At 34.8% G+C, this 12,029-nt stretch carries 21 protein-coding genes; 1 reads left to right on the top strand and 20 read right to left on the bottom strand.

Going from position 1 to position 12,029, the window contains the following annotated elements; genetic code table 11:
• The 18 genes from EBF12_RS09190 to EBF12_RS09280 all read right to left on the bottom strand — a co-directional run bounded on the left by EBF12_RS09190 (position 1) and on the right by EBF12_RS09280 (position 8,841).
• Positions 1–330: a hypothetical protein gene (locus tag EBF12_RS09190; protein ID WP_121727383.1), complete on the bottom strand. Its 330-nt coding sequence runs from the start codon at positions 328–330 to the stop codon at positions 1–3.
• A 347-nt stretch (positions 331–677) separates the two neighbouring features.
• On the bottom strand, positions 678–1,106 hold the full coding sequence (locus tag EBF12_RS09195) for a hypothetical protein (protein ID WP_121727384.1): 429 nt from the start codon (positions 1,104–1,106) through the stop codon (positions 678–680).
• Positions 1,103–1,309, bottom strand: coding sequence for a hypothetical protein (locus EBF12_RS09200; protein WP_121727385.1), 207 nt, complete (start codon positions 1,307–1,309; stop codon positions 1,103–1,105). Before EBF12_RS09200 ends, EBF12_RS09195 begins: the two co-directional genes overlap by 4 nt.
• A gap of 109 nt (positions 1,310–1,418) precedes the next feature.
• A complete protein-coding gene (locus tag EBF12_RS09205; RefSeq protein WP_121727386.1) occupies positions 1,419–2,120 on the bottom strand; it encodes a hypothetical protein in 702 nt (233 codons plus the stop codon).
• A 110-nt stretch (positions 2,121–2,230) separates the two neighbouring features.
• Positions 2,231–2,830, bottom strand: coding sequence for a sugar-phosphate nucleotidyltransferase (locus EBF12_RS09210; RefSeq protein ID WP_121727387.1), 600 nt, complete (start codon positions 2,828–2,830; stop codon positions 2,231–2,233).
• A gap of 14 nt (positions 2,831–2,844) precedes the next feature.
• Complete coding sequence (locus tag EBF12_RS09215) at positions 2,845–3,099, bottom strand: hypothetical protein (protein WP_034587993.1); 255 nt, start codon at positions 3,097–3,099, stop codon at positions 2,845–2,847.
• A gap of 105 nt (positions 3,100–3,204) precedes the next feature.
• Entirely contained in the window at positions 3,205–3,546 is a 342-nt protein-coding gene (locus EBF12_RS09220) for an STAS-like domain-containing protein (protein ID WP_034587991.1), read from the bottom strand.
• Between the two features lie 120 nt (positions 3,547–3,666).
• Positions 3,667–4,083: a hypothetical protein gene (locus EBF12_RS09225; RefSeq protein ID WP_121727389.1), complete on the bottom strand. Its 417-nt coding sequence runs from the start codon at positions 4,081–4,083 to the stop codon at positions 3,667–3,669.
• 30 nt (positions 4,084–4,113) lie between these two features.
• The gene (locus EBF12_RS09230) at positions 4,114–4,437 is read right to left on the bottom strand and encodes a hypothetical protein (protein WP_121727390.1); all 324 of its coding nucleotides are present in this window, start codon (positions 4,435–4,437) and stop codon (positions 4,114–4,116) included.
• Between the two features lie 79 nt (positions 4,438–4,516).
• Entirely contained in the window at positions 4,517–4,741 is a 225-nt protein-coding gene (locus EBF12_RS09235) for a hypothetical protein (protein WP_034587985.1), read from the bottom strand.
• Between the two features lie 10 nt (positions 4,742–4,751).
• Positions 4,752–5,120 carry a hypothetical protein gene (locus EBF12_RS09240; protein ID WP_034587984.1) on the bottom strand — a complete coding sequence of 123 codons (369 nt, stop codon included), beginning with the start codon at positions 5,118–5,120 and terminating at the stop codon, positions 4,752–4,754.
• 118 nt (positions 5,121–5,238) lie between these two features.
• Complete coding sequence (locus EBF12_RS09245) at positions 5,239–5,532, bottom strand: hypothetical protein (RefSeq protein WP_157979095.1); 294 nt, start codon at positions 5,530–5,532, stop codon at positions 5,239–5,241.
• A 297-nt stretch (positions 5,533–5,829) separates the two neighbouring features.
• The gene (locus EBF12_RS09255; protein ID WP_157979096.1) at positions 5,830–6,396 is read right to left on the bottom strand and encodes a hypothetical protein; all 567 of its coding nucleotides are present in this window, start codon (positions 6,394–6,396) and stop codon (positions 5,830–5,832) included.
• A 172-nt stretch (positions 6,397–6,568) separates the two neighbouring features.
• Positions 6,569–6,853, bottom strand: a complete 285-nt coding sequence (locus EBF12_RS09260; protein WP_121727394.1) for a hypothetical protein — start codon at positions 6,851–6,853, stop codon at positions 6,569–6,571.
• 111 nt (positions 6,854–6,964) lie between these two features.
• Positions 6,965–7,333 (bottom strand): hypothetical protein, encoded by a 369-nt coding sequence (locus EBF12_RS09265; protein WP_121727395.1) that lies wholly within the window; start codon positions 7,331–7,333, stop codon positions 6,965–6,967.
• Positions 7,334–7,501: 168 nt separating this feature from the next.
• Positions 7,502–8,032 (bottom strand): YopX family protein, encoded by a 531-nt coding sequence (locus EBF12_RS09270; protein ID WP_157979097.1) that lies wholly within the window; start codon positions 8,030–8,032, stop codon positions 7,502–7,504.
• 20 nt (positions 8,033–8,052) lie between these two features.
• Entirely contained in the window at positions 8,053–8,382 is a 330-nt protein-coding gene (locus tag EBF12_RS09275) for a hypothetical protein (protein WP_121727397.1), read from the bottom strand.
• A 213-nt stretch (positions 8,383–8,595) separates the two neighbouring features.
• Positions 8,596–8,841 (bottom strand): hypothetical protein, encoded by a 246-nt coding sequence (locus tag EBF12_RS09280; protein WP_121727398.1) that lies wholly within the window; start codon positions 8,839–8,841, stop codon positions 8,596–8,598.
• A gap of 716 nt (positions 8,842–9,557) precedes the next feature.
• Here EBF12_RS09280 and EBF12_RS09285 point away from each other — a divergent pair.
• Positions 9,558–10,715: a ParB/RepB/Spo0J family partition protein gene (locus tag EBF12_RS09285; RefSeq protein WP_121727399.1), complete on the top strand. Its 1,158-nt coding sequence runs from the start codon at positions 9,558–9,560 to the stop codon at positions 10,713–10,715.
• Between the two features lie 3 nt (positions 10,716–10,718).
• Here the strand turns inward: EBF12_RS09285 and EBF12_RS12015 are convergent, their stop codons facing one another.
• Positions 10,719–11,471, bottom strand: coding sequence for a hypothetical protein (locus EBF12_RS12015; protein WP_244196495.1), 753 nt, complete (start codon positions 11,469–11,471; stop codon positions 10,719–10,721).
• A 107-nt stretch (positions 11,472–11,578) separates the two neighbouring features.
• Positions 11,579–11,881 carry a hypothetical protein gene (locus EBF12_RS09295; RefSeq protein WP_121727400.1) on the bottom strand — a complete coding sequence of 101 codons (303 nt, stop codon included), beginning with the start codon at positions 11,879–11,881 and terminating at the stop codon, positions 11,579–11,581.
• Between the last annotated feature and the right edge of the window lie 148 nt (positions 11,882–12,029).

Here is a 12,029-nt window from a genome sequence, read left to right on the forward strand (position 1 = left end):
TTATGCTAGATAAACAAACTTAGCATTGAACTCTTTAAATCCTTCTCTAAGAAACTTTAAATCGTCCTCACAATACCTATCAAATGGAACCAAATCATCTAGATCTCTTTCTCTAAGAATTACTTGAAGTCCGTCTGGATCCGGGATATTGTAGTCTGCATTTATTAGCATTTTTTTCATTTGATAGCCAAATGTCTGGTGAAGAAATCCAACTACACCTAATGCTTCTCTTCTTTCCTCAAACTTAATAAAACCGCTCTTGCAGTCCCTAACAAATTGTTTTAGGGACTTTTTGTCGTTAAAATAAAATGCTTGAGCATATACACCCATTATCAATCTCCTTTTCTTGGCTTATAATGTTTAGCCTTGTGTTTGTTGAAGGTGTAGAACACCACATACTCATTTTCAGTGTATTCGTAAAACACCTCAGCATTTGGTAACTCCTTAATTGTTTCATACCCATCATCTTTAGGGTAAAACTTGACATGTCCAATGTCTTCTTTCTTGATAATTAGTGAGTCTATTTTTTCTCCTTTTGTTTTTGTATGCTCGTATTATAGGGGATTAGCGCCCTTATTTCAAATGAGATATGGCTATCAAGTGAATTACGCCCACTTTAACTAAAGCCGAGCAATCTCGGCTAACTTGAAAGGCTTCTTGTTTATAGTCTAATAGGCTCATTCCTTTGGAGTGAATAAACTCTTGATTCGCAAAGAACACCCTTCTTTCTCTGATTTTTCCATTATCGATGAAATCAGTTCTTCACCTTTCAGTCCATCTTCTTTAGGGATTTCGCACATAGAAAAACAACCAACAAAAAATATCAGCAAAAGAATTAACCAGACTAAAAATTGACGATATAATTTGCAATAATAAGAAGCAAATAAGAATCCAACCAAAAATAGAATGCCAATACCACCCAAAAAACTTAGCAAGCTTTCATTCCTTATTACAAAAATCAATATATCCATATTAACCTGATTCTTATAACAGAAACTAGCTATAAATTTAAGAATTAAGCTTCCATACAAAAAAATAAAGAAAAATGGGATAAACAACACTCCCAATAATATTCTACGCTTTATTCCCATTGGTTCATCACTCATTTTTCACGCTCCTTGTTACAAATTTCATTTATCAAATTATCACAACTTTCATCTAGCTTTTTCTTTTCCCAATTATCTGTCCATGTCTTTATTTCTTTGAACTCATTATAAACATAAATGGGGATTTTTATCCATCCAATTATCAACACTACAATCAAGAAAACATAATGTATAGCCTCATGAATTTTATCATGTTTATCCATTTCTACGCTCCTTTAATTTTTGTATGCTCGTATCATAGAGAATTTGAAACCCTATTTCAAATGAGATATTGTTGTTGAAATAGGCTGAAATTTTTCTTCTTTGATAGCCTTATGTCAAATACTTTTTCACAAAGCTTTCAGTCAATCCTACAAGTGAAGGTTTGTTGTCTATATAACTAAAAGTCACAATAGCATTTCCGAGGCGTAGAAAATCACTCCTTGTATTCTTTTTTAGATACTCATACTCATCATCTCCACTCAATCGGATAAGAATGTGTCGTGAGATAGCATTAGCTGCTCCTTGAAATAAAAAATGCTTCCAAGAAACTTTTGTCTCTATTTCTTGTAGTCCATACTTAATAAGCGTGTTTTGGCTTTCTTCAACAACAAGGTGCTCGGTTTCAAATGTGAAGTCTAAAGCTTTCTCTATAGTATGCTCGCAAAATGCTACAAGAAGTTTTTTCTTTGCTTTTATAGGATTCTCTAACACCTTAACTAAACTCATACCTACAATACTAAGTTCGCTATATTCTGTGTTGTCGCAGTATTCATTCACAAATTCAGAAATTTTGTCACTAAAGGTTTCAAACACATCAATAATTCTATCATACAAGCTAAACATGCCTTCTATCTCCTCACCATCCAGAAGGCTTTGAAGATCTTCGTGCAAAAACTCAAGATAAAGCTCTTTGTTGCCATAGGCAAAATCTTCTTGCAAAAAGAGAAGTGCAGGAAACTCTTTGGCAAGAGTTTTTAAGCCTTTTTCGTTGATATAAATTTTATCTTTGATTACCTGTTTAAGATTTGGCATCTGTTTCACTCCTTTTAATCTTTGTATGAGCGTATTATAGGGGTTTTAAGGGGTATTTTCAAATGGAAAAACCACACAGAAAAACTTTTTCTTCTTTAATAGCCTATGAGCTAAAACAATCTCCCTTCTCTTTCTAATAGCTTCTGCAAATCGCATTCTGCTTCTAGGCTAAAGCTTTCCTCTCTTTTATGTATCTTTTCAAATACATTGGCTCCGCCTAAAAAACCCTTACAAAAATACACGCTCTTGAAGTTTATAAGTCCTTTTTTTGCGTTTTCTTGCTGATGATATAAAAACTCTATACGCTTATCAAAAATCATAAATTCTGTTTGGTTGTCTAATACTTCGTTGTAATTATCATTCAAAAGGCTGATAGGCAATAAAATAGCATAAGGCTTATTAAGAGCTTTTAGCCTTTGTAAGACTTCTCTTTTACGAGAAAAAGGGGGATTACTGATTATATAATCATAATCTACACTTGGCTCATATGAAAAGAAGTTTTGCCCATCATCTATATGGCTTGCTAATACCTTATGTCCTGCTTCTGTAAAAACTTTGACACAATTAGAATAGGACTTATCAAAGGGACACCATATAGTGCTGTTTGGTTTAATATATTTTAATAAAGGTTCTATAGCGTAGCGTGGAGTAAAACACTCATCATTCTTTTTACCTTTAAAGGTAAAAAAGGGTTCGTGTTTGTTTGGCATATATTCTCCTTTTTTTATTGTGCGTATGTTCGCAGAATCCACTCTTTCAGACTCTTTGAAAACTCCATTGCTTCAAAGGTGGATTTAGCTGTCTCTTGGTTGTTCCAAGTATGAAGCCTTTTGAGCGTGTCTAATGTTTTACTTGGATTTTCAACACCTAAAGAATCTTGCAAGTCCTCAATAATAGAAGGATTGCTGTATATCCTGTTTTTTAGCTCAAAAACCAAATCATAGGTATCAATATCTCCCAAGCTTATTTCATCGCTCATTTTAGCCCCTTTGCGTTAATTTATGCCCGTATTATAAGGGAATGCGGCTTGTGTTTCAAATAGTGTGTGCTGTCAAAAAGAGAAACACACAAAGCGGTTATATTGTTATATTCCGTTTGTGTCTCTTGCTTTTTTTATTCTTTCTTTGATAGCAAAATTAATCATACTTTTAATGGTATCATTGGCATTACTTAAAACAATGCGTGTCTTAATGTATTCTACGCCAAATCTTGCAAACAACAGCCCAAAAACTTCATCTGCAAAGGCGTGGGCTACCCCACATACACCATTAAAATCTAATTCAAGTTTCATATCCTTATTTTCTTGTGAGCCTAATAACTCTACAATTCTGCTATGTAGCTTCTCTCCACTATCTCTGCTACCTAAAAATTCAAAGCAACCGCACACATCTTGCACTTTTAGGGCATAGGTGCAAGTTTGTTGCATTTTACTCACTCAAAGCCTCCACAAAGGCTTCTACCACTTGCCAAGCATATTTGCCTCGGCTATTTTTTTGAGTTTTTCGCCTAATTCAACCTTCATTTTGCACTCCTTTTTTTTGATTAATTATAGAAGCGGATCCAAGTCCCTATGTTCAACCCTCAAAGCATCAACAAATTCTTTTACCACTTGCCAAGCATTTGCAAAAGCCTCTTTTTCTTTGCCTTCTTCGTGCTCTATGACAAAATCATATTTAGCAAGAAGCATATCGCGATCTAGGAATAAGCCACCATCATTTGAAATGCCATAGCATAGTTGGCATAACCAAAAGTTGCCAACAATACAGTTATTTGAGCTTGTCTCAAACAAAGTTTGCACTTCAAATACGCCGCCAAAACTGATGGTTCTGTTAAAGTGAGCATTATCAGCATATACTTGATATATTACATGAATCTCAGTATTAACCTCTTGGTTAATTTTTTTGCTGAATGCCTCATTGGCTGTTGCAAATGCTTGTAGGTTTTCTCCCAAATTGATTTTCATTTTGCACTCCTTTTTTTGTTTGTTGGCTGATTATAGAAACTCGTTAGCACAAATAAGGCTAGCTACTTTCTCTGCCATAGAATCTAAATCCCTATACTCAAATCGCTTGAACTGCTTTCCTATACCTGCCCTTATCTCATCTTTTTCAGTTATTTCTAAAGTAGAATATTTCACTTCACGCAGCACGACATCATAATATTTATCATTATCTCTTTCTTGCACCTCAATGTAAATATCTAATCCGCCAACATTATGGATATATTCCCAAGCAAATCCACCATCATTGTCTATTTGTGTTATTGCTCTTTTAGCAATGTTCTTAACCTTAACTTTCACATCTGTAAAGTAACTCATTTACACTCCTTCGTGTTGTTGTATGCGTGTATTATAGGGGCTTTCAGGGCGAGTTTCAAATGAGAAACTCACGCTTCACTCACACTTCTTTTTCAAGCTTTTTGATGCTTGTGAAAGAATCCTCAATCCTAGAGCCATTTCTCACTTCCATTGTGCCTAGCTCTACTTGTTCTACACCATTGTTAAGTCGCCTAAAGGCTTCCTTAATATGCTTTAAGCCTTTGTGGTTTCTGCTTTGTGATAGAAAAAATACATTGCCTTCTTCAGTAATGTTTCTAATCGCATAGACTTTTTCTTTTTTCATTTGACACTCCTTACTGCACTTGCTTGCAAGTCCATTCTTTTGTTTTAGGGTCAAACAAATAAGCCCACTCAATATTACAAAACGCAAAGGCATCATTATCCCATTGCTCCTGCGTGATTAACCTTGCTTTGTAGTTTTCAGGGTCGTTTATGTTCTTTCTTGAGTCCTTATCTTTTAAATAGAATTTAGATTCTTGAAAGGTAGGATACAATGCAATCAAGTCCCCTGCATCCATCATCCAGTTAATGTGTCTTTGTGTTTTCCAATGCTCTGTATTAAGTTTAGCTCCTACACCTTCTGGATAACCATCAAAGTGGCAGTATATGTAATTGACTTGATTGTTTTCTACCTTTGTTCCTATCACGCATCGTGTTCCCATTTCGTTACTCCTTATGCTTTTGTATGCCCGCATTATATGGAGTTACAGGGGTGTTTTCAAATGAGATTTTAGAATGAACTTCTCTTTTGATGGCAAAACAAAATCTAAATATGCTTTTTCACTTTTCAAATGCCTCTTTGCATTTTCCGTAAAAATACAACAAGTGTTCTTTGTTTTCAGTGCTTGTGCTTACATTTTCTATTTTAGAGCAAATAGTCGCTTTATTCTGCCGCCAATACTCAGGACTTATGTAATACCATTTGCGTAAGCCTCTTTGTATAAAAGGCAACTCTATTTGTGCCTTTTTCACAGCTCTATACAAATTGCTTCTGATCTGCAAATCATCAACAAGCCTAAACAAGAATACAGAATCCGCTGGTATGTTTTTTTTGAGCTTTATGCACTCTAGCACTGAAGTTGCCCTTAAAATTGTAGCTTTTTGGTATCTTGTTTTGATCTATTTCAAAGTAATCACACAGCTTATCACAGCCTGTTTTTAACTTGCTAAACGCTAATACACTAGTTCGTGTTTTTAGAATCTTAAGAAGTGATTGTTTTAATGTTCCATCAAGCACTACTTTGTTTCCTCTTCTGCCTTTGCCCTTGCAATAATTGAAGTCCAATCTCCTTATCCGCAAAGATGCCAAAATAGCATTCTGTTCTGAAGAGGAGATGCCTATATCAGACATATACATACACTTGTCCTGTCTCACTTCACTTTTTCAAGAATCCTATTGTAATTCTCAATAGATTCTTGTTTGTTTTTTCTTGCAAGAGCTTCTCTTTCTTTTTCGCGCCTAACTTCCTCTTTTTCCTTGATAAGAAAATTCTCAAACAATTTGGCACAAATGGGGTTGTTAAAGCCTTTCTCAAAACAAAAATAAAATTCCAAAGGCACACGATTTATACCCATAACTTCTTCTATTTCTCTGCCACCTCCTTGTTTCCTAACCCAATCATTATAGAATCCTCCTGCTTTAACTCTAACGCTCTGCTTACTGACTTTTTCTTGCTTAACCAAATCTGCAATGATGCCCCTTTGCTCGTTTGTTATATCTATATTTTTTTTTGGGTCAATCCAAAAACAAAACACAATCAGACCACTTAATAGACCTGCAAGCATATTAAATGTAAAAAAATTCCATACTTCATCACCAGTCAAGTGCTTTCTTATTAAAAAAGCAGTAAGTAACCCAAATATTGTGGGCAATACCATAGCAAAAACAAAACAAACAAGATAATGTTCTATTGTAAAAACCACAAAATCTACATTCACATCACATTCATAAGAATATGCAAGCATTCCAACATAAGCCAAACTTGCTACATAAAACAATGTATTGACAAAAGCACCAATTTTACAAACCTTTCCAGATTCCATTCTATACTCCTTTTTTCATATTTCTTTCTAGCTACGCAATTAACACGCTATGTTTGCTAATTAATCACTATTCACAAACATAAGTCTGTGCGCTTTTATCTGCAAAGAATACTTTATATTCTGTCTCGCCAATACTCATACCATTTATGCTATCTGTGTCTAATGTTGCAATGGGGCTTCCATTGCAATAGATTCTTGTTTTGCCCTGTGGCACGATAAAAGTGAAGCCACCACCACTAATGTCTGTCATATTCTTTGTATGGATCAAGTATAATCCTGTAAGATTCCATATCACCGCAACTCCAATAAGTGCGACAACAACACCTAAGACTATTTGTTTTAGCGTTTCCATTGTTTTCTCCTTTTGTTTTTTGTATGAGCGTATTATAGGGAAATCAAAGACTTACTTCAAGTGGGATTTTTGTTGTTGAGGTGAGCTATTTTTTTGATAGCCTTATGTCAATTATTCTGCCTCTTTGCATTCTTTCACAATCCAATCAATCCATTCTTTAATAATTGATTCTGTTTCTTGTCTATCAGGAATCACTCCATATCCAAATTCCTCAAAACGCTTATCGCCTATCCCAAAGAATATTTCATTTTCCTTTTGAGTCTCTACAGGCTTGTCTAATTTAGGGTCAGATACCCAAGATATATAGCCATATTCATTTGAAGTGACATTTTTACAATATCTTAGCTCTAACTTTGTAAATAAATCCAAGTCTATCATAATATAACCGCAAGTCCAATACTTATGTTCAATCAAAAAGTATCTGTAACCCTTGTATTCCTGTATAGCTGGGTTATACTCATTCAAATCTATTCCTGCCATTTTCATTCCTTTGTGCTGTTGGATTAGTTTAGGCATATTGTATAGGTTTTTATAGGCAGTTTCAAATGAGATTTTAGGATAATTGATAGTGTAAAGCTTTCAGTCAATCCTACAAGTGAAGGTTAGTATGCTCACAAAATGCCACAAGAAGTATTTCCTTTGCTTTTATCAAATATTCTTGTTTGCTTCAATAGCTTTTTTTAGTTTTTCATTGTTTTTTAGGTTATATGTGAAATTTTCACGACAGAGCCTAAAGGCTGCCATTTTTTCATCGGATTCCGAGTGAATATTATCTATGATATATATTCTCTTGTCCGCTAGATGCTCTTTATAAGAAAAACCACAAGGAGCTAAAAGCCTTACGAATCTAAAATCATTATATTTCTCTAAGAATAATACGACTGCTGTAAAACTTGTTTTAAAGTTATCATCAAAAATCTCTACAATATCGCCGTGATATATTTTCTTATTATTCTTATCTTTAATACCTGTGTATGGCTCAAGGGCTATATCTAGATTATGAATCTTGGCTAATTGCAAAAGCTCTTTTCCTGTGCCATTTTGAATATAATCAGTTAAAACGCCTTGATAATCGTTGCCATATTGCACACCATTTTCTATGCGGTGCAATAGAATATTTGGCGTGTAAGCTTTATTTTTATTGTTCCATATTCTAAATTTGATGTTTTCTAGCTTCATTTTATCTTTCTCCATTTCTTTTATCGACAAGGATAGTCGTCCTCTTGGTATAAATACTTGGTAATTTCTACTTCTCTAAACCCAGCACAATCTTTTCTATCAAAATACAACTTGCCATTTTCTTGTTTAAATGTAGTATATTTAGATAACTCATCTTTTATGATTTCATATGCTTCTATATCATTTTGATAATCAAGCCAAAGCTTTATATTAGTTAAGCCAATCCAACTATAATAAGAACTAGCTATCATTTTAGAATCTTTGAATATGTATATATACTTTCTATTTTCCCCATCCGTAACTTCAACTAAACACATAGTTTTATTTAAAACTTTTGCTGTCATTGCCATTCTCACTCCTTTGTGTTGTTAGATTAATTTAGGCGTATTGTATAGATTTTCATAGGCATTTTCAAATCATCAGCATTATGCCTATATCCAGCAATTCGCTCTAAATCACGAATCATTTCTTGTTTCCAACAAGAAAGGCTATCAAAGAAAGAATAGCAAGGTTTTTTTGTCTTTCTTTGATAGCAGAATCTTAGCCTTATTTGAGTGATATTTTCAAAACAAGCCTTGTATAACAGCAAGCAGGTATTCAAAGTAGCTCAAGTCAGAATGTTCCATTCTTTGGATGATGAAAATTTGAAAAAAGGCGTAAATTAAAGGCACAGCGAAGAACATGCCAATAAGTGCAAGAGCAGGCATTGCTACCCAGCCCAAGAAAAACTCAAGTGTGCCTTCAGCTTCTAGATATTCTTTTTTGCTCGCACTAATAGCCTTTTTCTTAGAAATCTTTTTGTCAGACATTTTTAACTCCTTGTATTTTTTTTAAATGCTAAGTAGAGAGTGGTTAAGATTACCTAGCTCACCTTAGCAAAATGAGCTAGGCTTGAATAAATCTTAGCAACACTTGACTACTATAAAACATAGCAATATAATGGCAACTAAGATTTTTTTGGCAAATCTTAACCATACCGACCTCCTTTGCTTAAAGTAGGTCGCAAATTAGAGAGGTGCAACTCTCTAGTGCAATCTCTACTATGATTATACAAAATCAAAGATTTTTTCTCTAATGGTTTTTAGCTGTCAAAGAATAAGCAAACAGCTGTAATTCTTAGCTAAATTCCGCTTTCACCCTTTTTTTTGGTTTTTGGTGTATCCTTGGCACACGCCACACACAAGCTTTAGCTTGCCAAAAACACCAAAGAAAAAAAGAAGACTCACGCTATGGAAAAGCACCACAAGTGCGACCAAGTGAGGTGGAAATGGAATAGAGGTGAGCGGCGGCTAGGGAGGGTGGTTATTTTAGTGGGTTCAAAAAAATAAAAGCATATTTTTAGGGGGGGTGCGGGGTCTCCCCGCAAGTTGTGGGGTCTGGGGATTACTTTCCCAGCAATATGTGGAAAGGTTGTTTTCCTGTCGCTATATTTCATATTTGAAAGCATTGTTTAAGTTTGTGATTAAGTTTTTTTCTTTAGAATACGCTTTATTTTGTTTTTTATAAAAAAGAAAGGGCGTATTAGATGAATGGCGACAACAAAAACAAGGGCACAAGCGAGTTAGAGAAGCTTTTAGGCGGAGCAAAATCAAGCAGTCACAACAACAAGAAACAACAAAAGAGTAAAGATGTGAGTGGATTAGAAAATCTTTTAGGGAAAGATGAGAGAAAAGGCGTTGATTTAAGAAGCTCAACATTACAAATTCCTATTCCTAAAAGAAATGAGGGGGAAAGAGTATATGATAAAGACACGCCAGATCTCTCACACTTAAAGCACAATGGCGAAATTATAGAGGTGGAGATAAAAAATTTAATTCCTAACCAGCAACAAATGAGAGCTGGATATGAAAATGGGTTTTTCTCTAAAGAGGCAAGGGAAATTATTGAGCGAGATCTTTCAATCAAAGAGCTTGCAACGAGCATTAAGGCAAATGGCTTGTTACAGCCTATCGCTATATATAGTATAGGACACGAAGCGCAAGTGCTTTATGGGCACAGGAGAGTGTTGGCTCATATTCTTTTAGGAGAAACTAAAATTAAGGCAATACCCATCTCTTTAAATGGGGTTGCAAACATAGATAAGGATTTTTTAATTAAAAATGTAAGTGAAAACCTTATAAGGGAGAGTTTGTCGCCTATGGAAATGGCTCGCGTGTTTAATGCCCTATTAGAGCATTATTGTCTTAAAGACATACAAGAAAAGATTGGCGTTTCTATTGCGCATATATCTCAGACTTCTGGGCTTGTAAAACTACACCCAGACATACAGGAGCATATAGACACACAAAAAAAACCAAAACCCAGCGTAAGGCTACTTGTTGCCCTATCAAAAAAGACAAAACCCCTTCAGCTCAAATTGTTTAATGCCTTTGTAAATGGGGAAATGAGCGAAAAAGAGGTTATAGAACACGCCCAGATCACAAGCACAAGAGCTAAAAAGAAAAAAGTTTCTTACTTTTGTAAAAATATCCAATTTGGAAACAAAGCTGTGGCTGAAACTATAGAAAAAAATAAAGAAGAATTTGCTAATAGATTTGATATTTTTTTAAAAGAATTTCTAGCCGAAAAAGGATTTTATATTAAACCTGAAATAGCTAAAAAAATTGACGAGCCAAAACAAGAAACACAGCAGGAGAATACGCAAGAAGCTACGCTATTTTCTGATGAAAACAAACAGGAATAACTCCTAAAATACTGCTCCTATAGTCAAACTTACAGGAGCTCCACCTTGCTGTGTGATTCTAGCATATCTATCATCTTTAAACCTTTCGCTTGTATAAGCAATATATCCCACTCTCATATCAAAATATTTGTAATTAAAGCCCACAAACACTCTAGCATCATCAATCAATCCGCCCTTATTATACGCTCCACCGATATAAGTAACCCAATTATTGTTAATATGATAGTTGAATTTAGCTATAAAAGGGAATTTGATGGCTGTAAATCCTTCTGGAAACTGAGGTTTGCCTTGATAATCATAGTTTAATTTGCTCCAATCAAATAAATGCCACACATTACTTAAATCCCCTGTCATCATCGCATCTTTAACTTTTTCAAAAAACTCTGGCGTTAATAGGCTTTCTACATAAGCTAAGTCTGCTGGATCTGGCTCTGTCTTTTTGCCATTATGCGAGAATTTTACACTTTGAGTTCCTACACCAGCTCCAAGCTCAAGGCTAAAATGTCGTGTTGGGCGAATTAGGAAACCAAAGGTTAAGTCAAGCCCTGAAACCTCCGAATTGTGATAATTGATTTTTTTGTTGTTGTAGGTGCTAAAGCCTATATCATAGCCCACGCCAAATCTAAACTCAAATTTCTTGAATGGCTGAATATAGTCAGGCTTTACTTTTTCTGAAACATAATCATATTCCAAATCATCTGCGAATATGGGGCTTACAAATAATAATCCTATGAATAATAGGCTTTTTTTTAGCATAGATTCTCCTGCTTTTTGTTTTTGACAATATACCTAAAATGTGATTGTGTTTTCAAGTGGAGCGCACAAGCCTTTTTAGGACTTGGCGTGAATGGAGGAATAGAGGATTAATCCTCTTCTTCTTGTGTTTTTTGTTCTTTTGTGGTGTTGTTAACCTTATCAAGCACAGAATCAAGTCCATTTAGGAACTTTTGATACTGCTCTTCGGACATATTTTTAACTTTATCAATAATGTCCTGAGTGCTTTTATTGTTGATAGCTTCTTCTAGCTCCTCAGCTTTTGGAGAATACTCTGTATTTCTCTCTACACTTTTTGCTACTACACCATCTTCACAGGCTTGTGGCTGTGGTGCTCCAAATGCCACTCCAAAGGTGGCTATCAAAAGAAGGGATAATGTTTTCTTTTTCATATTCGCTCCTTAATATACAAATACAACACCGAGACTAAAAAAGCTATTTGCATCAATCATCACTTTTTGGATAGTGATTGTGTTGCCTGAAATAGCTGGGGCATCAAGTTTCATACCGCCACTTAATCCATAACTTGCACGAAGCGCC

This window comes from Helicobacter labetoulli, from assembly GCF_003670275.1.
Classification (GTDB): domain Bacteria; phylum Campylobacterota; class Campylobacteria; order Campylobacterales; family Helicobacteraceae; genus Helicobacter_C; species Helicobacter_C labetoulli.

Coding starts and splice junctions, on each gene's coding strand:
- EBF12_RS09190 (WP_121727383.1), bottom strand. CDS start 330: ATGGGTGTATATGCTCAAGCATTTTATTTTAACGACAAAAAGTCCCTA.
- EBF12_RS09195 (WP_121727384.1), bottom strand. CDS start 1,106: ATGAGTGATGAACCAATGGGAATAAAGCGTAGAATATTATTGGGAGTG.
- EBF12_RS09200 (WP_121727385.1), bottom strand. CDS start 1,309: ATGGATAAACATGATAAAATTCATGAGGCTATACATTATGTTTTCTTG.
- EBF12_RS09205 (WP_121727386.1), bottom strand. CDS start 2,120: ATGCCAAATCTTAAACAGGTAATCAAAGATAAAATTTATATCAACGAA.
- EBF12_RS09210 (WP_121727387.1), bottom strand. CDS start 2,830: ATGCCAAACAAACACGAACCCTTTTTTACCTTTAAAGGTAAAAAGAAT.
- EBF12_RS09215 (WP_034587993.1), bottom strand. CDS start 3,099: ATGAGCGATGAAATAAGCTTGGGAGATATTGATACCTATGATTTGGTT.
- EBF12_RS09220 (WP_034587991.1), bottom strand. CDS start 3,546: ATGCAACAAACTTGCACCTATGCCCTAAAAGTGCAAGATGTGTGCGGT.
- EBF12_RS09225 (WP_121727389.1), bottom strand. CDS start 4,083: ATGAAAATCAATTTGGGAGAAAACCTACAAGCATTTGCAACAGCCAAT.
- EBF12_RS09230 (WP_121727390.1), bottom strand. CDS start 4,437: ATGAGTTACTTTACAGATGTGAAAGTTAAGGTTAAGAACATTGCTAAA.
- EBF12_RS09235 (WP_034587985.1), bottom strand. CDS start 4,741: ATGAAAAAAGAAAAAGTCTATGCGATTAGAAACATTACTGAAGAAGGC.
- EBF12_RS09240 (WP_034587984.1), bottom strand. CDS start 5,120: ATGGGAACACGATGCGTGATAGGAACAAAGGTAGAAAACAATCAAGTC.
- EBF12_RS09260 (WP_121727394.1), bottom strand. CDS start 6,853: ATGGAAACGCTAAAACAAATAGTCTTAGGTGTTGTTGTCGCACTTATT.
- EBF12_RS09265 (WP_121727395.1), bottom strand. CDS start 7,333: ATGGCAGGAATAGATTTGAATGAGTATAACCCAGCTATACAGGAATAC.
- EBF12_RS09270 (WP_157979097.1), bottom strand. CDS start 8,032: ATGAAGCTAGAAAACATCAAATTTAGAATATGGAACAATAAAAATAAA.
- EBF12_RS09275 (WP_121727397.1), bottom strand. CDS start 8,382: ATGGCAATGACAGCAAAAGTTTTAAATAAAACTATGTGTTTAGTTGAA.
- EBF12_RS09280 (WP_121727398.1), bottom strand. CDS start 8,841: ATGTCTGACAAAAAGATTTCTAAGAAAAAGGCTATTAGTGCGAGCAAA.
- EBF12_RS09285 (WP_121727399.1), top strand. CDS start 9,558: ATGAATGGCGACAACAAAAACAAGGGCACAAGCGAGTTAGAGAAGCTT.
- EBF12_RS12015 (WP_244196495.1), bottom strand. CDS start 11,471: ATGCTAAAAAAAAGCCTATTATTCATAGGATTATTATTTGTAAGCCCC.
- EBF12_RS09295 (WP_121727400.1), bottom strand. CDS start 11,881: ATGAAAAAGAAAACATTATCCCTTCTTTTGATAGCCACCTTTGGAGTG.